The sequence below is a fragment of the Streptomyces sp. NPDC031365 genome, from assembly GCF_055569765.1.
Genome location: NZ_JBVIIM010000023.1, coordinates 36,070 through 61,119 on the forward strand (window position 1 = coordinate 36,070; position 25,050 = coordinate 61,119).

27 protein-coding genes and 1 pseudogene are annotated in these 25,050 nt (G+C 68.2%); 13 read left to right on the forward strand and 15 right to left on the reverse strand.

From position 1 onward, the window contains the following. Positions 1–46 precede the first annotated feature (46 nt). A complete protein-coding gene (locus ACZ5C2_RS28065) occupies positions 47–1,081 on the reverse strand; it encodes an AraC-like ligand-binding domain-containing protein (protein ID WP_468797022.1) in 1,035 nt (344 codons plus the stop codon). Positions 1,082–1,533: 452 nt separating this feature from the next. Continuing rightward, on the reverse strand, positions 1,534–2,439 hold the full coding sequence (locus ACZ5C2_RS28070; RefSeq protein ID WP_468797502.1) for an NADP-dependent oxidoreductase: 906 nt from the start codon (positions 2,437–2,439) through the stop codon (positions 1,534–1,536). Positions 2,440–2,559: 120 nt separating this feature from the next. Between ACZ5C2_RS28070 and ACZ5C2_RS28075 the strand changes: the two genes are divergently transcribed. Together ACZ5C2_RS28075 and ACZ5C2_RS28080 are read left to right on the forward strand one after the other, a co-directional pair. After that, positions 2,560–3,021, forward strand: a complete 462-nt coding sequence (locus ACZ5C2_RS28075) for a MarR family winged helix-turn-helix transcriptional regulator (protein WP_468797025.1) — start codon at positions 2,560–2,562, stop codon at positions 3,019–3,021. Between the two features lie 583 nt (positions 3,022–3,604). Next, entirely contained in the window at positions 3,605–4,066 is a 462-nt protein-coding gene (locus ACZ5C2_RS28080; RefSeq protein ID WP_468797028.1) for a very short patch repair endonuclease, read from the forward strand. A gap of 444 nt (positions 4,067–4,510) precedes the next feature. On the opposite strand, the gene ACZ5C2_RS28085 is transcribed toward ACZ5C2_RS28080, so the two are convergent. From ACZ5C2_RS28085 to ACZ5C2_RS28095, 3 genes are read right to left on the reverse strand one after another with little or no spacing between them, the layout of a single operon-like run. Next, complete coding sequence (locus tag ACZ5C2_RS28085; RefSeq protein ID WP_468797031.1) at positions 4,511–5,356, reverse strand: protein NO VEIN domain-containing protein; 846 nt, start codon at positions 5,354–5,356, stop codon at positions 4,511–4,513. Further along, on the reverse strand, positions 5,346–7,190 hold the full coding sequence (locus ACZ5C2_RS28090; RefSeq protein ID WP_468797034.1) for a DEAD/DEAH box helicase: 1,845 nt from the start codon (positions 7,188–7,190) through the stop codon (positions 5,346–5,348). Before ACZ5C2_RS28090 ends, ACZ5C2_RS28085 begins: the two co-directional genes overlap by 11 nt. Further along, on the reverse strand, positions 7,190–8,644 hold the full coding sequence (locus ACZ5C2_RS28095) for a ParB N-terminal domain-containing protein (protein ID WP_468797037.1): 1,455 nt from the start codon (positions 8,642–8,644) through the stop codon (positions 7,190–7,192). Before ACZ5C2_RS28095 ends, ACZ5C2_RS28090 begins: the two co-directional genes overlap by 1 nt. Positions 8,645–8,719: 75 nt before the next feature. Here ACZ5C2_RS28095 and ACZ5C2_RS28100 point away from each other — a divergent pair, with 75 nt between their 5' ends. Beyond that, entirely contained in the window at positions 8,720–9,409 is a 690-nt protein-coding gene (locus ACZ5C2_RS28100; protein ID WP_468797040.1) for a hypothetical protein, read from the forward strand. A gap of 226 nt (positions 9,410–9,635) precedes the next feature. Then, a complete protein-coding gene (locus ACZ5C2_RS28105; protein ID WP_468797043.1) occupies positions 9,636–10,970 on the forward strand; it encodes a DNA cytosine methyltransferase in 1,335 nt (444 codons plus the stop codon). Positions 10,971–11,086: 116 nt separating this feature from the next. Here ACZ5C2_RS28105 and ACZ5C2_RS28110 read toward each other — a convergent pair whose 3' ends face one another. Further along, the gene (locus ACZ5C2_RS28110; protein ID WP_468797046.1) at positions 11,087–11,713 is read right to left on the reverse strand and encodes an ATP-binding protein; all 627 of its coding nucleotides are present in this window, start codon (positions 11,711–11,713) and stop codon (positions 11,087–11,089) included. 216 nt (positions 11,714–11,929) lie between these two features. Between ACZ5C2_RS28110 and ACZ5C2_RS28115 the strand changes: the two genes are divergently transcribed. The 3 genes from ACZ5C2_RS28115 (at position 11,930) to ACZ5C2_RS28125 (ending at position 13,352) form a co-directional block, all read left to right on the forward strand. Beyond that, positions 11,930–12,775: a helix-turn-helix domain-containing protein gene (locus ACZ5C2_RS28115; protein ID WP_468797049.1), complete on the forward strand. Its 846-nt coding sequence runs from the start codon at positions 11,930–11,932 to the stop codon at positions 12,773–12,775. Continuing rightward, positions 12,776–12,976: a DUF397 domain-containing protein gene (locus ACZ5C2_RS28120; protein ID WP_468797052.1), complete on the forward strand. Its 201-nt coding sequence runs from the start codon at positions 12,776–12,778 to the stop codon at positions 12,974–12,976. 67 nt (positions 12,977–13,043) lie between these two features. After that, entirely contained in the window at positions 13,044–13,352 is a 309-nt protein-coding gene (locus ACZ5C2_RS28125) for a DUF6247 family protein (protein ID WP_468797055.1), read from the forward strand. 64 nt (positions 13,353–13,416) lie between these two features. Here the strand turns inward: ACZ5C2_RS28125 and ACZ5C2_RS28130 are convergent, their stop codons facing one another. Next, the gene (locus ACZ5C2_RS28130; protein ID WP_468797058.1) at positions 13,417–13,884 is read right to left on the reverse strand and encodes a Fur family transcriptional regulator; all 468 of its coding nucleotides are present in this window, start codon (positions 13,882–13,884) and stop codon (positions 13,417–13,419) included. Positions 13,885–14,075: 191 nt separating this feature from the next. On the opposite strand from ACZ5C2_RS28130, the gene ACZ5C2_RS28135 reads away from it, so the two are divergent. After that, positions 14,076–15,539: a catalase gene (locus ACZ5C2_RS28135; protein WP_468797061.1), complete on the forward strand. Its 1,464-nt coding sequence runs from the start codon at positions 14,076–14,078 to the stop codon at positions 15,537–15,539. Between the two features lie 110 nt (positions 15,540–15,649). Continuing rightward, positions 15,650–16,048, forward strand: coding sequence for an ankyrin repeat domain-containing protein (locus tag ACZ5C2_RS28140; protein WP_468797064.1), 399 nt, complete (start codon positions 15,650–15,652; stop codon positions 16,046–16,048). Positions 16,049–16,324: 276 nt separating this feature from the next. On the opposite strand, the gene ACZ5C2_RS28145 is transcribed toward ACZ5C2_RS28140, so the two are convergent. Continuing rightward, positions 16,325–16,786, reverse strand: coding sequence for a nuclear transport factor 2 family protein (locus tag ACZ5C2_RS28145; RefSeq protein ID WP_468797066.1), 462 nt, complete (start codon positions 16,784–16,786; stop codon positions 16,325–16,327). Positions 16,787–16,873: 87 nt separating this feature from the next. On the opposite strand from ACZ5C2_RS28145, the gene ACZ5C2_RS28150 reads away from it, so the two are divergent. Together ACZ5C2_RS28150 and ACZ5C2_RS28155 are read left to right on the forward strand one after the other, a co-directional pair. Then, the gene (locus tag ACZ5C2_RS28150) at positions 16,874–17,440 is read left to right on the forward strand and encodes a TetR/AcrR family transcriptional regulator (RefSeq protein ID WP_468797069.1); all 567 of its coding nucleotides are present in this window, start codon (positions 16,874–16,876) and stop codon (positions 17,438–17,440) included. A 356-nt stretch (positions 17,441–17,796) separates the two neighbouring features. Next, positions 17,797–19,368 carry an N-acetylmuramoyl-L-alanine amidase gene (locus ACZ5C2_RS28155; protein WP_468797072.1) on the forward strand — a complete coding sequence of 524 codons (1,572 nt, stop codon included), beginning with the start codon at positions 17,797–17,799 and terminating at the stop codon, positions 19,366–19,368. Between the two features lie 54 nt (positions 19,369–19,422). Here ACZ5C2_RS28155 and ACZ5C2_RS28160 read toward each other — a convergent pair whose 3' ends face one another. From ACZ5C2_RS28160 to ACZ5C2_RS28170, 3 genes are all read right to left on the reverse strand, one after another. After that, on the reverse strand, positions 19,423–19,803 hold the full coding sequence (locus tag ACZ5C2_RS28160) for a hypothetical protein (protein WP_468797075.1): 381 nt from the start codon (positions 19,801–19,803) through the stop codon (positions 19,423–19,425). Between the two features lie 204 nt (positions 19,804–20,007). Then, entirely contained in the window at positions 20,008–20,670 is a 663-nt protein-coding gene (locus ACZ5C2_RS28165; RefSeq protein WP_468797078.1) for a response regulator, read from the reverse strand. Further along, positions 20,667–21,794 carry a sensor histidine kinase gene (locus tag ACZ5C2_RS28170; protein WP_468797081.1) on the reverse strand — a complete coding sequence of 376 codons (1,128 nt, stop codon included), beginning with the start codon at positions 21,792–21,794 and terminating at the stop codon, positions 20,667–20,669. The genes ACZ5C2_RS28165 and ACZ5C2_RS28170 overlap by 4 nt, the downstream gene beginning before the upstream one ends. A gap of 226 nt (positions 21,795–22,020) precedes the next feature. On the opposite strand from ACZ5C2_RS28170, the gene ACZ5C2_RS28175 reads away from it, so the two are divergent. Next, on the forward strand, positions 22,021–22,467 hold the full coding sequence (locus ACZ5C2_RS28175; RefSeq protein WP_468797084.1) for a DUF6223 family protein: 447 nt from the start codon (positions 22,021–22,023) through the stop codon (positions 22,465–22,467). 147 nt (positions 22,468–22,614) lie between these two features. Here ACZ5C2_RS28175 and ACZ5C2_RS28180 read toward each other — a convergent pair whose 3' ends face one another. The 3 genes and pseudogenes from ACZ5C2_RS28180 to ACZ5C2_RS28190 form a co-directional block, all read right to left on the reverse strand. Then, entirely contained in the window at positions 22,615–23,160 is a 546-nt protein-coding gene (locus ACZ5C2_RS28180) for a TetR/AcrR family transcriptional regulator (protein WP_468797087.1), read from the reverse strand. 18 nt (positions 23,161–23,178) lie between these two features. Next, positions 23,179–23,760, reverse strand: a complete 582-nt coding sequence (locus tag ACZ5C2_RS28185) for a sugar O-acetyltransferase (protein ID WP_468797090.1) — start codon at positions 23,758–23,760, stop codon at positions 23,179–23,181. Between the two features lie 38 nt (positions 23,761–23,798). After that, positions 23,799–23,990 (reverse strand): annotated as a pseudogene (locus ACZ5C2_RS28190) (VOC family protein); the annotation flags it as partial. A 24-nt stretch (positions 23,991–24,014) separates the two neighbouring features. Between ACZ5C2_RS28190 and ACZ5C2_RS28195 the strand changes: the two are divergent. Next, on the forward strand, positions 24,015–24,332 hold the full coding sequence (locus tag ACZ5C2_RS28195) for a hypothetical protein (protein WP_468797093.1): 318 nt from the start codon (positions 24,015–24,017) through the stop codon (positions 24,330–24,332). A 56-nt stretch (positions 24,333–24,388) separates the two neighbouring features. Here ACZ5C2_RS28195 and ACZ5C2_RS28200 read toward each other — a convergent pair whose 3' ends face one another. Continuing rightward, positions 24,389–24,886 carry a DUF2267 domain-containing protein gene (locus ACZ5C2_RS28200; RefSeq protein ID WP_468797096.1) on the reverse strand — a complete coding sequence of 166 codons (498 nt, stop codon included), beginning with the start codon at positions 24,884–24,886 and terminating at the stop codon, positions 24,389–24,391. Positions 24,887–25,050 lie beyond the last annotated feature (164 nt).

Below are 25,050 nucleotides of genomic sequence, written 5' to 3' on the forward strand. Positions count from 1 at the left end.
TCCTTCAGGTCCGTGTCCCTGCTGTTCGGTGGACTGCTGTGCTGCTTCAGCATGCCGAGCGGGCAGCGTGCGTCCCTTGTCGGTTCGCGCGCGGCTGTTGACGATTCGCGCCCGCTTCGGCCCTCAGGTTTCTGAAGTCCCGCGGCGGCATCCCATAGGCGGCCCGGAACAGCCGGCTGAAGTGGGCGGGGTCGGGGAAGCCCCAGCGGGTGGCGATGGCATGGATCGGGCGGGTGTGCAGGCGGGGGTCGGCCAGGTCGAGGCGGCAGCGTTCCAGGCGGCGGTGGCGTATCCAGGCCGCCGGCGACGTGTCGTTCTCGGCACACAGCTGCTGGAGATGGCGGAGGGAGATGTGATGGGCGTCCGCGATCGTCTGGGGGGTCAGGGCCGGGTCGGCGAGGTGCTGCTCGACGAACGCGTTGATCCGGGCCCACAAGGCAATCCGGCGGGTCTCCGGGCTCAGCGCCTCTTCAGCTTCCAGACAGCGGGCGATCACGGAGGCAAGGAGGTCCAGGGTGACCGAGGCGAGGGTGGGGACGTCGGCCGGGGTGAACTCCCCGGCGCGCGCGTTGAGGTCGGCCAGCCAGCGGGTGAAGACCCCGCCCATGACGTGGCGCCCGCTGATCGGGACGGCGACGAGGTGCCGCACCGTCTTCTCCGGCAGTGGCAGCAGCCCGCGAGGACACTGCATGGTCATATGCGACCAACCGCCCGGAATACTCCGGACATCGCCGCGGTAGGGGCGGCTGCTGTCCATCACCAGCAAATCACCGACATGCAGCGCCGCTACAGCTCTGCCCGTGGAGACAGTTCCCGCCCCACCGAGGAAGTAGTTGATCTGGTAAGCCTCCGGGTCGGACTGCCGGATCAGCCTCTCCGTCCGCGCTATCTCCAGGTGCGGGTAGGCCAGCGCAGCCACCTGCACGTCCCCCAGGTCCAGGCCCCGCATCCTGGCCCGGAAGTCGTCCTGATCGTCGCTGCGCAGCCGGTTGCGCATGTGCGACTGTTCCGTCGCCGCTTCCCACAGTGCGAACCGCTCCGGCGCTTCGACGACGCCCGTACTGAACTCTGTCACCAGCATTTCCAGCCCCCGTAGCCGATTCCCTTGCGGGCGAAGTAGACATGGGCAGAGGTACGTCTGCCAGCAGCACTTCGGTCACATGTGCCGCCACGCGTCTTCTGGCGGACAACGGAGAAGCGAGGGCGGGTTCGTGATCAGGATTGGGTTGCCCTCCCGGAGGCCGAGCGCTGGGTCGGATCCCCGCCGGCTTCCGGCGCCGGTATCGGCAATGCTCAACGTCATGGAGCGACTTGGAGGAAACGTGGCCTTGATCACGGGCGGCAGCCGGGCCACCACGTGCGCCGGCCGACGGAGATCACCGCCCCACCGGGGGCCGGAGGACGCCCCGCACCCCCTCCCGCCGGACCGCCGACGGCCCCCGGAACCACCGCACCGCCGCACCCGCCTTTCCCGGGGCCGGCCGACGCCGGCCCCGAGGAAGGCCACAAGGAACAGCCGGTACCGGTTGTCGTTCACAGGGTGACGACGATCTTCCCCTGGGTGTGGCCGCGTTCGGCCACCCGGTGCGCTTCGGCAACCTTGTCCAGCGGGTAGGTCGCGGCGAGGTGGGGCGTGAACCCACCCCGGGCGCCCAGCGCGGCGCCCTCCGCGAGCACCGTGGCGTCGTTCTCCGCGTAGACGTGCCGCACGCCGAGTTCGTCCGCGCGTGCCGCGTCGGCGACCGTCACGACGCGGTCCGCGTCACCGGCGATGGCGACGAGGTCGGGGAGCGAGCCGGAGGCGGCCATGTCGAGCACGGCGTCCACTCCCGCCGGGGCGAGTGCGCGGACCCGGTCGGCCAGGCCCTGGCCGTAGGTGGTAGGCAGGGCTCCCAGCGTGCGCAGATAGGCGTGCTTGCCCGTGCTCGACGTGCCGATGACGGTGGCGCCGCGGGCCACCGCCATGGCGACAGCGGCACTGCCCACACCGCCGGCGGCCCCTTCGACCAGGAGCGTACGGCCGGACAGGTCGCCGAGCGCGTCGAGGCCCCGGCCCGCCGTGGCGACGGCCAGTCCGGCACCGGCGGCCTGTTCCAGCGTCCATGATTCCGGCACCGCGGCCCAGGCGGTCAGCGTGGCGTACTGCGCGGTCGCCCCGAATATGCCGCCGAGGCCGAAGACCCGGTCACCGACGGTGACGCCGGTGGCACCCTCGCCCACCTCGTCCACCACACCGGCGGCGTCACGACCGGGGACCGCCGGGAAGTCGACCGGGAAGTGCTCACGGACCTCCCCCGAGCGCAGCTTCCAGTCGACGGGGTTGACGCTGGCGGCCGTGACCTGGATGCGGATCTCGCCGGGACCGGCGTGCGGCTCCGGGACGTCCTCGATGACGAGCACGTCGGCGGGGCCGTAGTCGTGGTAGCGGGCAGCACGCATCATTTACTCCTTGATCGACAATCACTTGCTTCGGAAACTAACGTAGAGTCTAAAATTTTCCACGGCAAGTATCCGAGAGTCACTTGCCGCGGAAAGTGCTAACGCGCTACGATCGCGCGTGTGGAAGCAGATCATGAGCTTGTCCCGGCCGAGGCGGACACGTGGGAGTCGCTGCTGTCGGTGCTCCTCTGGCTTCCGGCAGCGCTGGACGGACGGCTCAAGCAACAGGGCCTGAGCCATCACGAGTTCCTGATCCTGTGGTGCCTGACGCAGCACCGGGGCCGTGCCCACACCATGAGTTCACTCGCGGAGCTGTCCCGGGTCACCCCATCGCATCTGTCCCGGATCGCGTCCCGGCTGGAGCGACAGGGCTGGCTCGTGCGCGAGCCGGACCCCTCGGACGCCCGCGTCACGATCGCCTCGCTGACCGAGGCCGGGGCGCTGAAGTACGCGGAGTCGGCGCCCGGCTACTACGCGACCCTGCGCGAACACGTCTTCAGCCGACTGACCGAGGAGCAGGCCGAACAGCTCGGCGGGATCGCCGCGCGCATCGCACAGTCCCTCGATTCCCGGGCGGGTTGAACCGTTCGTCCTGTTCGGACGATGGGCGAGCCGTTCGAGGGTGCCACCCCCACGCGTGGGCCCGCGGGACGGGCAGGGGGCGGCGTTCCTCGTGCCTCAGGAAGTACCGGCTGCGGAACTCCCTGCCGCCAGCCGCATCACCCGAAACCGATCTCGGCAGGGGCGGTGGAGGCGGAGTCCTCATCTGGTGACGGGCCAACACGAACCGTGCGAGCGTTTCGATGCGCCGGTGACTCTGAGGGTGCTGCGCCTCACTCGCCGGCGCGAGGAGGCACTGTACGCATCGCGCCGCACCTGCCTGCGCCAGTGCGCATGCTCCGCCCTTGCCTGAGCCTGCACCTGCTGCCGCCCCGACCACCCCGTGATCGCCGACGCGAGTACGGTGCCCGCCACTCCGACCGTCGCCCCGAGCAGTGCCGCCAATCCCTGGTCCACAAGAGGTGTGTCTACCGCACTCCTCACCCTGCTGGCCATGCAGTCGCCTCACTCATTCCGGCACCGACCTCCGCAGCGCGGCACTGCCAATCCAAAGGGGCATGACGGTTCCTGCGACCAGCCGAGCAGGTGGACTACCCTCTGCGGTGTGTCCATAGATCCCGCATGGGAAGCTCCAGAAGGTTCCTGGGCCTCGTCTGCGGCCCGGCGACGCAATATGCAGGCAATCCGCAGCCGTGACACAAAGCCCGAAAAGCTTATCCGGCGGCTAGTACACGCCCAAGGACTGCGCTACCGCGTGGCCGCACGCCCTCTGCCGGACCTTCGCCGTACAGCAGACTTGGTCTTCCGTCCAACAAAGGTCGCCGTCTTCATAGACGGCTGCTATTGGCACGGTTGCCCTAAGCACTACGTACCTCCAAAAACCAACTCTGGTTACTGGTCAGACAAAGTCCTGCGCAATGTCACGCGTGACCGCGACACCGATCAACAGCTTCGAGAGGCTGGTTGGCTTGTGCTCCGCTTCTGGGAGCACGAGCCCCCATTTTCCTGCGCTCAGCAGATTACTGACACCGTTCATTCGCGTCGCGCAAGGCCGTCCGATTCCTGACACAGAAAATGGCAAGCCGCCCGACCGTGGCTTCTACGGTACATCCTGAACAGAATCCATCTCATATCCGCTCAGCAACGATTCTCGCTGTTCCGGACGCAGGACGGACGCAATCGCGCGACCTGCAGCGTCAGCTACCGGTGACGGGAAGACGTTCCCGATCTGCCGATATCGCACCGCCTCCCTAGGTAATTTCAGCCGTGAGGAAATCCTTAAGACCGCATCGGCACCTCCGGCGCTACCCACTGAAATAGCTCCTACAACTCGCCCGGCACCAGCCGTCCAATTCCTTCACCGTCCGGGGAAGTCTCTGAGCCGGGTAGTCGGTCAAAGATCTTGCGTTGTTGAACGCGGGCTTGATAGCGGTGTGCCACTGGTCGAGCGACCAATGGCCAACGGGTCCTGAAAACTTCTGCCAGTAGACGCTGAATTACAAAATTCCCGCTACAAAGTGGGTATTCCCTTGAGGAGCTCGGGAGCAGTCTCGGTAAGCATGCGCGCGACGCTCGGGATTCCTGGAACAGGTACCTCAGGGGGTATGTCGAGTCGGCACGACTCCCAGCGCCCACGCGTAGTGCGGTCCGACGGAACGTGACGCGCGATCCAGTCCTTTGGCAGCGCTGCCACCCCAGCGAGCGTCAGCTCCGGAGAGAGGCGGACCATGACAAGTTCCCAAACTGGGTCACGCAGCATGGTCTCGTATTCATTGCGCGAGATGTACACGGTGAGGCGCCCCACCCGTACTGTGCTCTTCACCTCCAGATGGGCGGAGCGCTCAGGGGCATCCACGTAAATGTCGTAACCATAGCCGTCGGACCATGCCGCGACATGCTCTACACGGCCTTGCGCTGACTCTGCCAATAGCTCAAGGAGCGCCAGCTCACCGGCCGAGCCGATCCGAGACCGCTCCTCGGTATCCACCTTTCCCCACCTCGTGGCTACTTGGGCATACGCCTCTTCTGGGGTGAGGCCAAGGGTCTCGGCTGCGCGCAGAGCGTCTTCCGGCAGTTCGTCCGGGCTGCGGATAAGCAGATCGGCATCCCGAAGCCAGGGCACTCCGCTATGGGCCACCGCAGCGTCAAAAACCCTGCAGCGCACTGGCACTCCGCTGTGTGTCCCATCCAGCAGACCGGTCTCCCGAATCCATGTATACGCGGCGTCGTACTGGGTTGGCGTGATGTCACTGAATTCGCTGTGCGTGGTGAAGAGGGCGCGGACACGTGCTGCTCCGCTGGCGGGAAGCCTCTCCAGCCAGCGGACCGCCGCACGCAGAACTGGCTCAGGCAGCATGGGCACGAAGGTGACCCATCAGGGCCTGGAGATCTCGCTGGTCCAGCCCGCCGCCCACTGCTGGCTCTTCATCGAGGTCGGCCAACTGCTGGACCGCCGGATCATCGAGTATCCCGCCCATGAAACGCAGCTTGTCGCTGAGACGTTGGTCAACGACTTCGTCGATTGTCCCCTCAGAAGCAAGCACCGTGATCCGCGTCTCGGTCTCTGGAGCAAGGCCAAGACGGTGAATACGGTCAAGGCTTTGCAGAAAGCGGCCGGCTGCGAAGTCACGGTCGACGTAGACAGCGTCGTGACAGTGGTGGTGAAGGCTGATCCCCTCACCTAGCGTGCCCGGATTGGAGAGGAGAACCATGCAGTCTGGGTCACGCCGGAACCGCCTGATAGCGGCTTCGCGGTCATCGTCTGCCATCGGTCCGTAAACCAGGGAAGGCGAGAACTCCCTCAGCATGCGCTCCAGCGTGTTGAGACTTCTAACGAACGTGGACCACACAAGGGTCTTTCGCCCTTGAGCGGCGTTCTCGCTGACGATGGCCAGGACTTCCCGGTACTTCGGCGACATCTCGTAGTTCGGGAGATCACGCATCAGGTCGAAGAGTGGGGTGCCCTCAGGTGCAGTGAGCGGCGGTACTTGATAGGACAACGGTTCATGACGTGTGGTGCCCACGGCGAGCAGGGCTGGACTGGTCGCCGCCATCAGCATGTACACAATGACTTTGCCAAGGGCAAGGAAGTCGCCCTCCGAGCCAGCGGCGCGGGCAGAGAAACGACCGGCAAGCGCCTCGTACACTTCTTGATGGAGCGGCGGCATGGGCACAGAACGCAAGCTGGTCGACACCGGAGGCAAGCTGAGTTCGCTCTTGGTGGTGCGAGTAAACAGAGGGCGAAGTACTCGGCTTGCCTTGGCAAGGTCTCCGCCGGCCACAGCCTGGATCACCTTCTGACGGCCGTGGCCTGGCCATACGAAGCCGAAAAGGTTTTCTAGGTCCTTGACGCCGTTCGGAGCTGGTGTTCCGGTAAGGATCAGCCGGTGCCTGCTGCGGGGACCGAGCGCGAGGCAGGCCGAACCGTCTGTACCGTCGGCTCCACGCTTCATCCGGTGGGCTTCGTCGAGCAGCAACATGGATGGCCGCGCAGCCAGCCACTGGCCGAGTTCGTTGACAACCCCCTCCTGGCGCAGCCGCTCGTAATTGACGATCAGCACGTCCGCACCCGGATCCGCGTTTCTGGAGAACACGTCCATGTGCAAGGGCGTGCTCAAGCACTGTCGGCTCTCGTACCTCCATGACTCGTAGCAGGACTTTGGCCCCACGATGAGCAGCCGGTCGATGCCTTTGTTGCGGCGGAGGCTCTGGAACACGGCGAGGCCGACGCGCGTCTTACCGGCGCCCGGAACGGAGAAGTTGGCGCCGTGCCGCAGGGACAGCAGCTTCGCGATGTCCCTGCGCTGGAAGGCAGTGAGATCGGCGACCCAGTCTGCCCCGAGTAGGCTGTCCACTTCGTCTGGGTCAACCTCTCCGTCCGTACCGCCCGTCGGGTCAAGGCGTTTCGCGACAGTCTGAGCATCGGTTGCTGAGTCCCGAGCCAGAGTAGCGAGCTGCGGGTCCCAGGCCACACTCTTCGGCTCAGGCCAAGTAGCAAGCGCTACAAGGTTTGTCAGGAGGTCATCAATCTCGACCTCCACAGTTCCTGCCGAGATCTGCAAGCTGCTCTGGAAACGAAGGGACAGCCTCCGCAGCTCGCTCTCGTAGCCGCTTGCAGCCCGGAGCCGTGCCCGGGTCACGCCATCTCCAAAGCCGATCTCCAGACTGGGCGCAGAAGACGGCTGTGCCATCAGTTCTCCCGCGTGGCGTCGAGTAGCCAGGCGACACCATCCCCAGGAGAACTAAAGGTTCTTCCCGCTTGCTTCGCCAGCCGGGCAAGGCTGGCCCTCAGCGTGATCAGTGCGTCGTCAAACGCATCCTCATCAAGCGCACGCTTCGCTTTCGCTTCCGCGAATTCTGCAGCGCACTGATTCACGTGGTCAGCAGCATCCGTGAGACGGGCTGGTACCGCCACCTGGCGTTTCTGCAGTTCGGCGTTCGCGCCAGCCAATTTCACGGCTGCATCGAAAGTCTTGCGTGCCGACTTGATGAGCGTGTCCGCATGAGTGATCGTCGCGGCATCCAGCTTGTCGCCTGCCTGCGCGGCCGCCTTCGCCTGAAGCAGGGTGTCAGTAAGGGCCTGGGTAGTCTTCACGGCCGCGGTAGCGTCGGGAATCTCTACGTCTTCGAGGCCGGGGATCGACACAGAGGCGGACTCCTGAGCCGCAGGCCGCAACTCAGCAGGCAAGCGCTCTTCGAGGTAACGGCTGTGGAAGTCAGCCTCTGCGAGACGCACTGTGGTCTTCGCATAGTTCAGCACCACCATGGCAAGACGCGACTCCTTGAGTTGCTCAGCAGCGTCCCGGTCGGTCTTGGCGAGCTTGGAGTAGTCGCGGTGCAGCTCGCGCAGCTTCTCCTGGTGATCTTCGAAGTCCACCAGCCGCAACGCTGCGCCACTTGGTGTCTGGCTGCGGTCGATGGCGTCATTGATCAGCTGGTAGACCCAGCGGTCCTGCTGGAGAGTGGTCTTCTTGATGTTGAAGTCACGCGCTACGTCCTCTTCGCGACGGCCATCCGCAAGCTCATCCTCGATCGCGATCAGACGGTTGATGTACGAGTACTCACGACGCTTGTCACGGCGCAACTGGAGAGCAAGCTCAACGCTGTTGATATCCCGGCGAGACGTGTCCGCGGGGAGCACCCCGACTCGAATGTCCCTGATCCCGAGGTCCCTCAGGGCTGCACAGCGGGTGTTCCCGTCGACGAGGATGCCGTCGGGACTGATGATCCCCGGCTCTCGCTGTCCCACGTCGTCCAGCTCATCTTGCAGCGCCACGTAATCGGGGTCGGTCTGGTTGGGGTTCGACGGTCGGCATCGCAACAGGCGATGGAGATACGCCTGCGCGGATTCGCTCCACGGCTCTTCTTCCAGGACCCGGTTCTGCTTCGGGTCCAAGCTGCGTTGCGCACGGATGCGGTGCGTGTCCGGGTTGAAATACAGCATGTCGACCGGCATGGAGATGACACGCAGGTGCTTCTGCTCCCCGCGCCACTCCACGCTGATCTTGGCACCATCCTCAACCATGGCCTGCGCCAGCCGCTCGTCCACCAGCGAGCGGATCTTCTCGCCCTCAGGCGGGACACCAAACCTCACAGCCATATCGAGACCCCTCCCCAAACCAAGTGCAGCAAGCACCTGCATCATGTCAGGGCCACCTGACAGCGAGTACAGGGATAGTCCAGAATCGGTTGCTCGGCTACCTAGCGAACGGAGTAAGAGATGTCCGTGCCTGCCTGGGACGATCCGGAACTCAAGGCTGGAACCATGGTCCGCGGAGCTCTGTGGTTGCTCCAGGTAGTCCGCGAAGGCAACACCTTCACGAAGGAGCAGATCCGCCAAGCCTTCCCCCGAGTCTCACAGGCGGACCGCCGGATCCGCGACCTCCGGGACTACGGCTGGGTCATACTCACGAGCAGCGAGGACGCAACACTCACAGCGGAGGACCAGCGCTTCGAAAGAGCCGGTGTCCCGGTCTGGGACCCAGTAGCCCGACGTGCGGCGGCACCGCAGAAGGCCATCTCCAGCAAGGAGAAGCAGGCCGTCTTTGCCCGTGATCACTTCATGTGCACTGTTTGCGGCATTTCTGGTGGTGAGTCCTATCATGATGACTCCAACCAATCCGCAGTCCTCTCTGTCACCGGGCGTAAGACGGTGCTGCCGGACGGTGATGAAGAGACCTACTTCATGACTGAGTGCAAGCGCTGCCGCGCTGGCTCCGATCACAGCCCTGCCCGCGCTGATGAAGCTCTGGACGACATCAGAAGCCTCGACCCCAGCGATGCACGTCGTCTTCTCCGATGGATAGAACGTGGCCGCCGCGGAACCACGCCTCTGGAACGGGCGTGGAGCACCTACCGACGGCTACCCGCCGACGCCCAGGCAGAGATCAGGGCAGCGCTCCAAGCCTGACAGGACTGACCGGAGCACGGAACTCACTACTGGACCCAAGCGCAGCACCACCAGCAGAGCGCCGTACACTTCTCAATCTTGCCCGGCTCACTGCGCCGTTCGCGCCCGTCTGCTGAGAACCTGCGACTAGGGTGCTGTCGAGTTGACGTGTGGCTGGAAACCACTTATGTCTACTAGCCCGAGCACCTTTCACGGGCTCAGCCTGCGTGCTTGGAAGGAGATCACAATGTCAGCGGCGGAGGACGAGCAGAAACTCGAAGTCGTCGAGATCTGCGCCGGCGCTGGCGGCCAGTCCCTCGGCCTGCACCGAGCTGGTTTCACCCATCGGCTTGCGGTCGAGCTGGACGAGCACGCGGCGCATACCTTGGAGCAGAATCTTCGCAGGGTCCTCAAAGAGGACGGAACAGAGCCACCAGACGATCTCGTCAAGGTCGGTGATGTAGCTTCCCCCGCGACGTGGAATCCCGATCTATACCATGGCGTCGCACTCTTGGCTGGTGGTGTCCCCTGCCCCCCGTTCAGCTTTGCCGGGAAGCAGCTAGGCACAAGTGACGAGCGCGACCTATTCGCCTGGGCTATTGAACTCTGCGGGCGAATGAGGCCCAAGGCTCTACTCCTGGAGAATGTGCGCGGCCTAAGCGCCAACCGATTCTCTGGCTATCGGCAGGCCGTCCTCGACAAGCTGCATGAGTTCGGGTACATCGCCTTTTGGAAACTGCTCCAGGCCTCAGATTTTGGCGTCCCTCAGCTCCGCCCTCGATTCGTGCTGGTCGCACTTCTTCCTGAATATGCGCAGCACTTTGCATGGCCTCAGGAGCACGCCTATAAGAGACTGACGGTGGGCGAGGCGATTGCTGACCTAATGGGCGAGAACGGCTGGAGTGACGAGGAAGTAGCAGCTTGGGCGAAGAAGGCCAACCGAGTGGCCCCCACCATTGTCGGCGGCTCGAAGAAGCACGGTGGCGCCGACCTCGGCCCCACCCGGGCGAAGAGGGCTTGGGCGGAGCTGGGAGTCGACGCCATGGGAGTCAAGGACGATGCACCGGAGCGCGGCTTCAAGCCGGTAAACGGAGCTCCGGGACCCAGGCTGACAAACAAGATGGTCGCAAGGATCCAAGGATGGCACGGCGAGTTCGCCGATTGGGAGTTCCTGGGCCGCAAGACCTCTGTGTACCGACAGATCGGAAACGCCTTCCCTCCGCCAGTCGCTAAGGCTGTCGGCGAAGCGATCAGGGATGCGCTCCTGCAGAAGGGAGAACCGCGTGCCCTCATCGAGACATCCAACACTGTCCAGGATCCCGTATACAAACTCCTCAGAACGCAGTCCCGCTCTCTCACCGCCGAGCAAATCATTGCGCGACTCGCCAAGACCGGGGTTTCTATGGACCAGCCTGAAGTGGAACGACGACTGAACCACTTGGGCCATGACTTCGAGCTTGAGAAAACAGAGCGTAAATCGGGTGAGATCGCTTACGCACTCGGCCAGTTCAAGGCGTTCGTAGGACAGGACGACCACCAACGCCATGACCTGTTTACCCAGCACCGAACAAGAATTAGCTGATTGACGTCCAGCCGAAAGATTCGGTGCACTGTCCGCCCTTACCCCGCCTGCAGCTGTGGCGGGGCAGGGGTAGATCCTTTTAGGAAACGGCCGATCCGAATGTGGCCAACAATCCCTCAAGCAGCCTCGGATTCAGCCTCGAAGTGCATCTGCGCCCGGTCCAGAACGTCATCCGGGTCCAGGCCGCGTGCGGACGTCCAGTGCAGCAGATCGGCGATCAGCTCAACTGCTGACTCTTCCAGGGCGGCTTCACACCGCCCGTGCAGGACAGCCCCACCGCGCTCCCGGTAGCCCTCCAGCACGTCGATGGCCCGCTCCATACGCAGGCACACGGCATCCGAGCCCAGTTCGATCTCGCACCACACCGCTTTGCCCAGCGCTGTGACGGCGGTCCCCCAGTCCACGGCCATAGCGGCGAGCAAGTGCAGGCCGCGGCCGCACTCCGTTTCGCAGTCGGCGGCGCGCAATGCGGGCAGCGAACTGCTCTTGTCGTGCATCTCGACGCGCAGCCGCTCGCGCTTCCACTCCAGGATCAGGGTCGCCGGCGAGCCCTCACCCACGTGCTTGATGACGTTCGTGGCCAGTTCCGTCACGACGAGCTGCGCCGCGTCACCGACAGCCGGCACGCCCCACTGGCCGAGCTGCGTGGCGGCGGCTCGCCGCAGCAGACGTACTTCCGTCGGCAGGGCCTCGAAAGGCAGGACACAGCGGCGCTGACGGTCCTTGATGTCGATCCCGGGCATAAGCGGTTTTCCCTCCCGTGCCACGCGCATGCTGCGCCTGCCGTGTCCGAACGGCTGCATTGCGTGTCTGTCCGTCACCGAGAATGACACAGAGAACTCTCGCTGTGTAACTTCTCATGGACCTCTATCGAGTGAATCGCATGGTGGGTCGGCTGCCGCGCTACCTAGCCTGTTCACACCCCGAGCACCTGCCCGGGTTACTGCTTGAGGAGTTTCATGTCCGTACGGACCACCACCCGTCGTCGGCAACTCGGCGCAACATTGCGCAAGTTGCGCGCTCGTAAAGGGATGACTCTGGAGGAGGCGGGCGGGCTGGTCGGCGTATCGAAGGCAACGGTCAGCCGGTACGAGACGCAGGCGGGGCCGGTGAAGTGGATCGTCGTGGACGCGCTGTGCCGTGAGTACGGAGCCACGGATGCTGAGCGGGACGCCGTGGTGCGCCTGGCGAAGGACGCCAAGCAGCAAGGATGGTGGAGCTCGTTCGCCGACTCCATCCCGGAGAGCATGAACCTGTTGCTCACCCTTGAGGACGAGGCCGTACGCGAAGACCACTTCTCCTGCGTCTACGTTCCTGGCCTTCTCCAGACGCGCGCCTACAGCACCGCTCTGCAGAAGGCCAACGAGATCCCTCTGGAACCGGCCGAGATCGAGCGCCTGGTGGACATCCGCATGAAGCGGCAGGAGATCCTCACGCGTCCGAAGCCGCCCCGCCTCTGGGCCATCCTCGACGAGTCTGTGATCCGCCGGGTCGTAGGGGCGCCAGAGACCATGAAGGAGCAGCTTGGCCAACTGCTCGAAGCGAACGAGTCCCCGCACATCACGCTTCAGGTACTGCCATTCTCCAAGGGTGCGCACTGCGCAGCGCTCGGCAGCTTCGTGATCCTCGGAGGCACCGAGGCGGCCCTCGACGTTGTCTACGTCGACTTCCACACGGGTTCACTCTTCCTGGAGCAGGAAGAGGAACTGGAGCGCTACAGACTTGCGTTCGAGTACCTCCGCGCACAAGCGTTGGACATGGAGGCTTCCTCCGCTCTGATCCACCACGTGCGCAAGGAGCTGTGAATGCCCATCAGCCCTCAGGACTCCATCCAGCCCGACTGGTTCAAGTCCTCCTACAGCGGCGGCAACACCACCGAGTGCGTGGAGTGCGCACACATCACGCACGGCGTACTCATACGCGACTCCAAGGACAGCGAGGGTTCTGTGATCAGAGTGGACCACGACACCTGGGCGTCCTTCATCCAGGAGATCCGGCGGCGGTGACCGAAGCCCTCATCCACCCATCGATGGCAAACGTGCAGGTCTACGTAAGGGCAGGGAGAGCCAAGACGTGGATGATCCTGAGCACAGAGCACGCAGAACCCCCGCACCCACGCCGCTGCACTTGAGAACCCTCGGCGAGGTCCGGTCCGCCCTGCGGTCCGGACACGCCTCTCCCGGCGACCGGAAAGCTTTCGAAGCCGATCTTCAGCGCGCGCTGGAGGCCTCGTCGGAGACGGACCTCTCCGCCGTCGCCGCCGTGATCGTCGACTACCGAGGCCGAATTCGCCTCTGCCGGGACCCTGACTTCAACATCGCCGTACAGGAAGGCCTCGACCTCGCGGCACTGCTGAAGCGGCGGGACGTGCCATGGACGTAGAGATCCTTCAGGGCCAGTGATTGCGAGGAGTCCGCGACCGCCGACGCACCCACCCGGCCCCTGCCTACGTACCCGGAGTGGGCCCCGCTTCGGCCGGCGCCGACTCTCCCGCCGGGCGCCCCTCGGAGCAGTCCGGGCAGGTGCCGCGGTAGGTGACTTCGGCCTCGGAGACCGTGAAGCCGAAGGTCTGGGACTGCGGGAGGTCCGCCAGGGGGTCACCCGTCGGGTGCACGTCGCGCATCGCACCGCAGCGGGTGCAGAGCAGGTGATGGTGGGGACGGTGCGCGTTCGGGTCGTAGCGCCTGGCGCGCATGTCGGTGGACACCTCGACGACCTCACCCTGGTTCACCAGCTCGTGCAGGGTGTTGTAGACCGTCGCCCGGGAGATCTCGGGCAGCCGCTGGGCGGCGCGGGCGTGGACCTCGTCGGCCGTCAGGTGCACATGGTCACCGTCGAGGACCTCGGCGACAACGCGCCGCTGCGCGGTCATGCGCCAGCCACGCTTGCGGAGCCGCTCCAGGAGGTCACTCATGAACAGCACCCTAACAGCGGGCGGGAATAACTCAAGAGTGGGTATTTCTCTGGATGCCGCCTTGACTTAGATCCTGTCCAATATAGGGTGGGGGCGTGTACCAGCGCGGGTCATCTGGCCCCGGACTGCCGGCCGGCCGGGCTCGTCAGGCCTTGAGCGCATGCGAAGAACCACTCAACGAGGAGCAAGCCTTGCCTGAGAACAACCAGAAGCCGCTGACCACGGCCGCCGGAGCACCGGTTCCCGACAACCAGAACTCGCTGACGGCCGGTCCGCGCGGTCCGATGCTCCTGCAGGACGTGTGGTTCCTGGAGAAGCTCGCCCACTTCGACCGCGAGGTCATTCCGGAGCGCCGGATGCACGCCAAGGGCTCGGGCGCCTTCGGCACCTTCACGGTGACGCACGACATCACGCGGTACACGAGCGCGAAGATCTTCTCCGAGGTCGGCAAGAAGACCGAGCTGTTCGCCCGGTTCTCCACGGTCGCGGGTGAGCGCGGCGCCGCCGACGCCGAGCGCGACATCCGCGGCTTCGCCGTGAAGTTCTACACGGACGAGGGCAACTGGGACCTGGTCGGGAACAACACCCCGGTGTTCTTCTTCCGCGACCCGCTGAAGTTCCCGGACCTCAACCACGCGGTGAAGCGCGACCCGCGCACCAACATGCGCAGCCCCGAGAACAACTGGGACTTCTGGACCAACCTCCCCGAGGCCCTGCACCAGATCACCATCGTCATGTCCGACCGCGGCATCCCCGCCTCGTACCGGCACATGCACGGCTTCGGCTCGCACACCTACAGCCTGATCAACGCCGAGGGCGAGCGGTTCTGGGTCAAGTTCCACCACCGCACCCAGCAGGGCATCAAGAACCTCACCGACGCCGAGGCCGAGGCCCTCGTCGGCAAGGACCGCGAGTCCCACCAGGCCGACCTCTTCGGCGCGATCGAGGACGGCGACTTCCCGAAGTGGAAGCTGTTCATCCAGGTCATGCCGGAGGCCGACGCGGAGAACTACCGCTTCCACCCCTTCGACCTCACCAAGGTCTGGTCGAAGAAGGACTACCCGCTGATCGAGGTCGGCGAGTGGGAGCTCAACCGCAACCCCGAGAACTACTTCGCGGACGTCGAGCAGGCCGCCTTCAGCCCGGCCAACGTGGTCCCGGGCATCAGCTTCTCCCCCGACCGGATGCTGCAGGGCCGGCTGTTCTCCTACGGCGACGCCCAGCGCTACCGCCTCGGCGTCAACCACCACCAGATCCCCGTCAACGCCGCGAAGAACCCGGTGAACTCCTACCACCGCGACGGCGGCATGCGCGTCGACGGCAACCAGGGAGCCACCCCGGGCATCGAGCCCAACTCCTACGGGCGCTGGCAGGAGCAGCCGGCCTACCGCGACCCGGCCCAGGCCGTGGGTGCCGTCGCCGACCGGTTCAACTACCGTGAGGACGACGACAACTACTTCGAGCAGCCGGGCAACCTGTTCCGCCTGATGACCGCCGAGCAGCAGCAGGTTCTCTTCGAGAACACGGCGCGCGCCATCAACGGCGCGTCCGAGCAGACCGTCGCGCGGCACATCGCCAACTGCACCAAGGCCGACCCGGCCTACGGCGAGGGCGTCCGCAAGGCGATCGAGGCCCTGGCCGCCGGCAACCTCTGATCCCGGCCGGCCGGGAAGACACACGGTACGCCCGTACTCGTACCCGGCGTGGGCACGGCATCGTGCCCACGCCGCGCGCGGGGCGGGCGTTCCCGTTCACGGAGACTTTGATGGACATGCACAGCAATGGCGGCGGACTGACTCCCGAGCAGACGGAGCGGGTCCTCGCCCTCGCCATGGACCTGGCCCGGGAGGGCAGCACCGACCAGCTGGCGGAGTTCGTGGCGCACGGACTGCCCGTGGACGTACGCGATCCCGCGGGCAACACCCTCCTCATGCTCGCCGCCTACCACGGCCACGCCGACACCGTGCGGACCCTGGTCCGGCTCGGAGCCGACCCCGACCTGCGCAACGACCGGGACCAGACGCCCCTCGCGGGCGCCCTGTTCAAGGGGGCCGACGGTGTGGTGACCGTCCTGCGCGAGGCCGGCGCGGATCTGGACTCCGGTACGCCGACCGCACGGGCCGCGGCGGCCATGTTCGGCCGCGCCCATCTGCTCGAGGGCTGATCCGGCGACGCCGGCGCGGCCGGGGTACGGGGCACCACGGGGCCCAGGTCAGCGCCGCGCAGTGACTGCTGAACGACCAGGGCCGCGAAGCCGGTGCGGTGGGCGGGCGGTTCGGCCCGGGGACGGTGGCGGTGCGCTCCTTCCGGTCGGCGCGGAGGGCTCGCCTCGGACGGCGCGGTCGGGGCGCGCACGTGGACGGGACTGCTGTCGGCGGGGTCCCGGCCGGTGGTCCGTCAGGGGTTCGTCCGGGGCGGCGGGGCGGCGTGGTGGCGGGTTCTACTGAAGCGGGATGTCGGCTCCGTGTTCGTCCCTGGGCCTGGGACCGTGGATACGCCGGTCGGCTTCAGGGATGGCGACGTCGTTGATGCTCGCCTCACGGCGTCGCATGAGGCCGCGCTCATCGAAGTCCCACAGTTCGTTGCCGTAGCTGCGCCACCAGCGGCCTTCCGCGTCGTGCCACTCGTACTGGAACCGGACGGCGATCCGGTTCTCGTCGAACGCCCAGAGGCTCTTGCGCAGCGCGTAGTCGAGTTCCCGCTCCCATTTCCGTGTCAGGAAGGCGACGATCTCCTCGCGCCCGTTGATGAACGTGTCCCGGTTCCGCCACCTGGAGTCGGGTGTGTAGGCCAGTGCCACCCGGTGGGGATCGCGGGTGTTCCATGCGTCCTCGGCGGCCTGGACCTTCCGCAGGGCGGTTTCCCGCGTGAACGGAGGGTAGGGCGGTCGATCTTCCGGCACTGCTGCCTCCTCGCGTTGAGAACGGTCGTTTCCCATCGGTCGGAGCTAAGGTAGGGAACGATCGTTCTCAACGTCAAGGAGCGCCGGATGCCAGCCCCGATCACCGCCGAGCAGAATCGGCTGGACCGCGAGGCACTGCTCGACGCAGCGGAAAGGCTCTTCTACGAGCGCGGCATCCAGGCGGTCGGCATGGACGAGGTCCGTACGGTGTCGGGCCTGCCACTGAAGCGGATCTACCGGTTCTTCGCGGCGAAGGAGGAGCTGGTGGTGGCGGTGCTCAAGCGTCGCGACCGGCGATGGCGGGGGAACCTGGCCGCCCACGTGGAGCAGGTTCCGGATCCCCGCGAACGCGTGCTCGCGGTCTTCGACTGGCTGGCCCAGTGGTTCGCGGAGCCCGGCTTCCGTGGATGCGCCTGGGTCAACGCCTACGGTGAACTCGGACCTTCGTCCGAGGCGGTGCTGGCTGAAGTCCGGTCGCACAAGCAGGCATTCCGCGACCAGATCGCGGTGTGGGTCCACGCCACCGGGCTGCCGGTGGCCGAACCGGTCTTCCTGCTGGCCGAAGGAGCCATCGTGACGGCCGGAATCAGTGGCGACCCGGCCCCAGCCTGTCATGCACGTACCGCCGTCGCGATGCTGCTCGGGACGCCCTGATCCCACCCGAGAAGCATTGACCGAGCTCGACGGCTCGACGGCCCGACAACTCGACGGCTCAACGGCTCGACGGCTCGACGGCTCGACGGCTCGACGACCGAAGGTGCGCGCCGGGTTCCGGCCGTTCCGACGACCGGGCGCGGAGCCGGCGGGTCGTCAGCGGGTCCACGGACAGACGGTCACCCGGGTCCGGGGCATCGCTGGAACGGTGGTGCGGGAGAGGTGCCAGTGGGACGTACGGGCCCGGTGGGACGCGCGAGGCACCGTTGACGGGGTTCCGTGCGACCTGTTCAGTGGTCGGGCGCCGAGTGGCGTGAACGGTCCTGTCGAGCCAACTCTCCCCCCACGGAGGCCTCGTGAGAAGTTCCACGGCACCGATACAGAACAGCCGGCGTGTCCGGCACGCCCGCCACATCCCCGCGGTCCTGGTCGCCGTTCTCGGCCTCACCGTGACGGCTCTCGCACCGACCGCCCAGGCCCGGCCCGCGCCTCCCACCGTGGCCGGGGCCTTCAGCGAGGCCGCCGCCGAGTTCGGTGTCCCGCGCGACGTGCTCGTCGCCGTCGGCTACGGCGAGAGCCGGCTCGACGGGCATGACGGCCGGCCCAGTCAGGCCCGCGGGTACGGAGTGATGCATCTGGTGGACAATCCGCGGCAGCACACCCTGCGCGAGGCATCCGACCTCACGGGGATTCCGGTGGCGGAACTGCGCCGGGACACCGCGGCCAACATCCACGGCGGCGCCGCCGTGCTGCGCGCCCGTGCCGACGCCGCCGGGCTCACCGCGGGAGAACGTGCCCATCCCGCCGCCTGGTACGAGGCGGTGGCACGCTACGGGGGCGCCGAGGACGCGCGTACCGCCCGCTTCTACGCCGACGGCGTGTACGACCTGCTCGCCCAGGGCGTCACCGCCCGCGCGGAGGACGGGTCCGCCGTGACCGTGAAGCCTCGGGCCGTCGAGCCCGACCGCGGTTCCTACGCCGACGCGGCACCGCTCGCCGCCGGGCCCGACTACCCGGCCGCTCTGTGGGTGCCGGCCAGCACCGCCAACTACGCGGTGGGGCGCACCGCTTCGATCACCAAGGTCGTCGTCCATGTCACCCAGGGCTCGTACGCCGGTGCCATCAGCTGGTTCCAGAACCCCTCGGCGCAGGTCAGCGCGCACTATGTCGTCCGCTCCTCGGACGGGCAGGTGACGCAGACGGTCCGTGAGAAGGACACCGCCTGGCACGCCCGTTCCGGCAACCCGTACTCCGTCGGCATCGAGCACGAGGGATACGTCGACCAGCCCTCCTGGTTCACCGACGCCATGTACCGCTCCTCCGCGGCGCTCACCCGCTCGATCGCCGACCGTTACGGCATTCCCAAGGACCGGGCGCACATCGTGGGTCATGTGGAGGTGCCGGGCAACGACCACACCGATCCCGGGCCGTACTGGGACTGGAACCGCTACATGGAGTTGGTGGGAGGCAGCACGGACGGGGGCACGCCGCAGCTCTCCTTCGCCTCGTACTCCACTCTGCGGACCGGGTCCACGGGGGCTCAGGTCAGCGCCGCGCAGTGGCTGCTGAACGACCAGGACTTCGAAGCCGGGGCGGTGGACGGGCAGTTCGGCTCGGCGACGGCGGCGGCGGTGCGTTCGTTCCAGTCGGCGCGGGGGCTCGCCTCGGACGGTGTGGTCGGGGCGCGCACGTGGACGGGTCTGCTGTCGGCGGGGTCCCGGCCGGTGATCCAGCAGGGTTCGTCCGGTGAGGCGGTCCAGCGTCTTCAGCGGGCGCTGACGGCGGCACTGGCCCGTACCGTCTCGGCGGACGGGATCTTCGGTCCGGGCACGGCGCAGGCGGTGCGCGACTACCAGTCCTCCCGAGGGCTGTCCGCGGACGGCGTGGTCGGCGCGGCGACGTGGAGCGCGCTCCAGGCCGGACGCTGACCTTTCGCGGTACGGCCTGCCGCCCCGGCCGCGCGTCGGGGCGGTGCCGTTCCCTCAGAGATCCTCGAGTTCCTTCGCGAGGTCCGGGTCACGCATGCCGGGGAGGGCGTAGCCGTCGGTCTCGTGCCACGGGATGTCGAGGTCGTCCATGTGCACGCGCCATCGCGCTCCTGGCAGGGCGCGGCGCAGTTCGGTCAGGGAGTCGAGCACGTGCGTGAGCACCGGCAGCAGGTGGCCGGGGTCGAACGGCATCTTGGTGGATCCGGCCACCATCTCCTCCTGCTCACTGCCGCCGCCGTCGTAGAGATGGAGGCTTTCCTCGTCGTCGTACGGGAACGACGCCATGTGGGCGGCGACGACGCGTTCGACGATGGCGGTCTCGTCGTCCGTCAACGGTGTGGCACGGGACGCGGAGTAGTAGAGGGAGACGCTCATGGCCCGGAGTGTAGGCAGCGGGTCCGACACCCCGGGTGGCAAGAGTTCCGCGTTACCGGGTCCGGGCGCGGGGCGGAGACGGCGCGTTCCGCGGCGGCGTTCGGACTGCGTCGCCCACCGGCTGCCGGTCCCGGTGGGGCACGCGGTGCCCGGGGCCCGGGGGAGCTCCCGCGTCGGCCGTCCGCACCCGGTCTCCGGTGGGGCTCACGCCCCGCGCGGCGAGACCAGCCCGGATTCGTAGGCGAGGACGACGAGTTGGGCCCGGTCGCGGACCCGCAGCTTGGTCATCGCCCGGTTGATGTGGGTCTTCGCGGTCAGGGGGCTGATGACCAGGCGGGCCGCGATCTCGTCGTTGGACAGGCCCCGTGCGACCAGGGCGACGGCCTCGCGTTCGCGCACGGTCAGTTCGAGCAGGGCCGTGGCCGTGGCGGCGGGGAGCGGCTCGTCGACGTACCGGCTGATCAGCCTGCGCGTGATCGAGGGGGCGAGGAGGGCGTCGCCCCGGGCGGCGACGCGTACGGCGTGCAGGAAGTCCTCGGGGAGGATGTCCTTGACCAGGAATCCGGCGGCACCGGCGCGCAGCGCGTGCAGGACGTGTTCGTCCAGGCCGTAGTTGGTCAGGATGACGACGTGTACGCCGGTCAGGGCGGGGTCCGCGGCGATGCGCCGGGTCGCCTCGATGCCGTCGACGACGGGCATCCGGATGTCGACGAGCGCGACGTCGGGCAGGTGCCGTCGGGCGAGTGCCAGGCCCTCGTCGCCGTCGGCGGCCTCGGCCACCACGTCGATGTCGTCCTCAAGGTCGAGGAGTGCGCGGAATCCGCTGCGGATGAGCGGCTGGTCGTCGACCAGCAGGACACGGATCACCGCGCCCGCTCCAGGGGCAGTTCGGCCCGGACGGTGAAGCCGCCCCCGCCGCGGGGTTCCGCCGTCAGCCGGCCGCCGAGGGCGGCGACGCGTTCGCGCATGCCGAGCAGTCCGACGCCGGGTGTCGGCGCGGTGGCCGGGGTCGCCCTGCCGTCGTCGTCGATGCTCAGTTCGAGGGAGCCGGGACGGCAGTCGATCCGGACCGACGCGGTGTCGGCGTCGGCGTGGCGGGTGATGTTGGTCAGCGACTCCTGCACGATCCGGTAGACGGTGCGGCCGACCGCGGCCGGCACGTCGTGCCGTCGGCCCTCGATGGTGAGCTTCGCCGCCAGGCCGGTCGTGCGTGCTCGTTCGACCAGATCGGGGATGTCGTCGAGGCCGGGGGGCGGGGCGGTGGTGTCGTCGCGCAGTGCCTCCAGGGTCGCGCGCAGTTCGCGGCTCGCCTCGCGGCCGGCCTCCTGGATCGCCAGCAGGGCCGGGGGCACCTGTTCGCCGCGCTTGCGGGCCACATGGACGGCGGCTTCGGCCTGGACCTTGATGACGGAGATCTGGTGGGTGAGCGAGTCGTGCAGTTCCCGCGCGATGTGCAGCCGCTCCTCGTCTGCGCGGCGGCGTGCGGCTGCCTCCCGGGTGCGCTCGGCCTCGTCGGCCCGCCGCTCGGCCTGCCGCAGGGCCTCGCCCGCGGCACCGGCCGCGATCAGCCAGGCCAGTTCCAGGGCGCCCCGGGCACGGGCGAACGCCTCGCCCGTGTCGTGCAGGCCCGAGGCGAGGGCGGCGAGCGGAAGCAGGGCCAGTACGGCCACGCACGCCGTCACCGTGGCGCCCCGGTGTCCCGCACGCACGGCCGCGTACACCGCGAAGAGAAACGCCACGGCGGGTACGTCGAAGCCGGCCGCCTGGTGGCCCACGGCGCACAGACCGGTGACGGCCAGGACGGCGACCGGGGCACGGCGGCGCGCGGCCAGCGCCAGGCCGCCGGTCACCAGCAGTGCGTGTCCGAGCAGGGCGGGGCCGGTGGCGGAGCGCTGTTCGGACAGACCGGTGACCAGCAGGGCCGCCGCCACGCCGACCGCGATGGCCCAGTCCTCGACGAGGGTCCGGAGACCGGACTCACCTGCGCTCATGCGCGCACCCTAGCGGGCGGCCCGCCCCGGGCGGGTCCCCCTGGTGGAGGAGCGGCCGGCTACCGCGCACGCGGGATGCCGCGGGCCTCCTGCTGCGTTCGTGGTAGCCGGGTGCGGCGCCGGCGGCAGGGGGAAGTGTCCGCGTCCGTGGGACGACCGGGGGCGGTGGCGGCGGACATGCTCGGACGGCATGGCAGCCCGTCGCAGGTCGAGAAGGAGTGTTCCCATGGTGTCCGTTCGTCGTCTGTTCGCCGTCGTCGTGGCCGTGCTGGTCGTGGGGGTCGTGGGGGTCGGTCTTGCCGGCCCGGCGGCCGCGCACGGTTCCCTTCAGCCGGTCGCCGCCGGTTCCTACGACTTCGGTCCCGGGCGGCTGGGGGCCGCCGCGGGCGGGCTGCTGGGGCTGGCCGGAGTGGTCGTCGGCGCTCTGGCGCTGGCTCGCCCCGCCGGCCGGCTCGGGGTTGCCGGCGGGCCGCTGGGGGCTGTGGTGGCCTTGGTGGCGGGGGTGACCGGTATGGCCGTCGGTGGTCTGGTGGCGGCCACCGCCGAGGGCGGCGTCGGTACCGGCAACGGGCTGGGCGGGGCGTATGTCGCCCTGCTCGTGGGGCTGGCCGCCGCGACCCTCGGCGGCGTGGGGCTGGCACGTTCCCGCCGGGTGGTGGCCGGGGCGGAGTGAGACGGTTGTCGTGGCGTCGGCGCTCCCGGCATGGCGGCACCACCGCGCTCGGACAGCGCATGGTGCGGCTGCCGGCGCGGGGCGAGCCGTGCCCGCGGGTACGGGCAGTGGGGTCGGATGGGGGCGGGATGCGATGGGGAGGGTCTGCTACGGCGTCGCGGTGACGCGCCGTACCGCCTCGCGGGTCAGTTCGCGGTCGGGCGGGGTGTCGTCCAGGGCGCGGTGGAGGGTCAGGCCCTCGATCAGGGCGTCGAGTTGGCGGGCCGTGGAGGGAGGGAAGTGGTGTTCCAGGAGGTCGCGGCTGCGCCGCATCCACCGGCGGCAGAGGGCGCGGTAGGGCTCGTGGCGGGCGGCCAGGGTGTAGAGCTCCTGGGTGAGGATCAGGTCGCGGCCGGGGCCTTCGGAGAGGGTGTGGATGAGGTCGGTGACCGCTTCCGTGGCCTGGTCGGGGGTGGTGGCGGCGGAGAGGTGCTGCTCGAAGACGGTCACCACGTGGTCGGCGTAGCCGGTGAACGCCTCCAGCAGTACGTCGTCGATGCCGGTGAAGTGGTACGTCATCGAGCCCAGCGGGACCTGGGCTCGGGCGGCGATCTTGCGGTGGGAGACGCCGGCCACGCCTTCCTCGGCGATCAGGTCGAGGGTGGCGGCGAGGATGCGGTCCCGGCGGTGGGGGTCCGTGTGTCCGGTGGCCATGGGGTGGGCGCCGCGCCGTCAGAGGGTGCGGACCGGGCGGGCCGGGTTGCCCACGGCCACGACCTGGGCGGGGATGTCCTTGGTGACCACCGCGCCGGCGCCGACGACGGAGTTGTCGCCAATGCTCACTCCGGGGCAGACGATGGCTCCGCCGCCGAGCCACACGTTGTCCCCGATGGTGATGGGGAGGGCGGCTTCGAGTTTGTCGCGGCGCGGCCCCGGCTCGACCGGGTGGGTGGGAGTGAGGAGTTGGACGTTCGGGCCGATCTGGCAGTCCGCGCCGATGGTGATCCGCGCGACGTCCAGCGCGGTCAGGTTGTAGTTGACGAACGTACGGTCGCCGATGCTGATGTTGCTGCCGTAGTCGACGTACAGCGGCGGACGTACCTCGATGTCCTCCCCGGCGGAGGCGAGGAGCTCGGCGAGGAGCGGCCGGGCCTCGGCCGGGTCCTCGAGGTAGGCGGCCTGGTAGCGGGCCGCGAGCCGCATCGCCTGGCGCTGCCGGCGGGCGATCTCCGGGTCGTCGGCGATGTAGAGGTCGCCTGCGAGCATCCGTTCGAGATTGGTGCGCGGGTCGTCCGCGAAGTGGTCCGTCGCCATGCGTACGAGCGTACGTGCGCGGCGCCCGCTCCACAGGGTTAGCGCAGTTCGCCCCGCTCCATGCAGAATTCGTTGCCTTCGGGGTCGGCCATGGTGACCCAGCCTTTGCCGTCCGGGCGGGTGTGGTCGGCGAGTTGGCGGGCTCCGAGCCCGATGGCGCGGGCCACTTCCTCCGCGCGGGTGCGGCCTGTCGGCCACAGATCGAGATGGAGGCGGTTCTTGGCGGCCTGGGGCTGCTGCATGTCTTCGGGGCGGTGGTGGAGGCGGAGGACGGCGGCACGGACTCGTCTCCGGTCCGGTCCTGCCGTACGGCGGGGTGGGAGGAGCGGGCCGCGGCGGGCGTGGAGATCACCGACTACGAGGTGCGTGTCGTGCCGCTCGGGTTCGTGTGCGAGACGAGTGACGGCGGGAGTTACGACAACGGTGACGTGCCCGGATACGTCAACCCCGCCGTGGCGGGACTCGGCCTCGCCGCCGCCGCGTCCGCGATCTCGGCGGGGTACTTCTCGGAGCGGAGAGCGCGGGCGGCGGCGGGCCAGGGCTCCGGTGCCGGCGGTGCGGCCGGCAGGTGAGGCGGGGCCCGGAGGGTGAGGCGGGGCCCGGCAGGTGAGGCGGGGCCCGGTATCCCTCAGCCTGCCGGGGCCAGTTCCGCCCGGCCGAAGAGGAGGGCGTAGCCCGGGGGCAGGTGGGCCAGGACGCGGGTCACCAGGGCGTCGCCCACCAGTGCGGGCAGGACGCTCAGGACGGAGCTGACGTCCCAGCGGGCCGTGGCCGGGGTCGCGCCCTCGATGCGGAGCGCCACGGAGTCGACGAACTCCGCCGCCGTGAGGCCCCGGGTCGCCGGGACCTGGGAGGCGATCACTCTCGCCGCCTCCTCGGGCAGGGCGCGGGCCAGGTCGACGCGTTCGTCGCCGACGACGTGGCCGCCGAGGGCGGACAGGACGACGCGGGTGACGCTCTCCGCCTCCGCCCGCGTCGGGTACTGGCCCGACTCCCGTACGGCGTCGATCAGTTCGCGCCAGCCGTCGTCGTCGGGGCGGCGGGTGCGATCACGGTTCGGGGCCGGGGCCGGGATCACCGCTTCCGGGGACGTGAGGGCGGGCTTGTGCGGGGTCAGCGTGGTCATGTGGCGGCTCCTTCCACCGGGACGGACGGACATGGGGGCGGGGGGGGGGGGGGGGGGGGGGGGGGGGGGGGGGGGGGGGGGGGGGGGGGGGGGGGGGGGGGGGGGGGGGTGAGGGGGGGGGGGGGGGCGAGGTCCTTGCGCCGTTTCCCGTGGTTGGCTCCTAT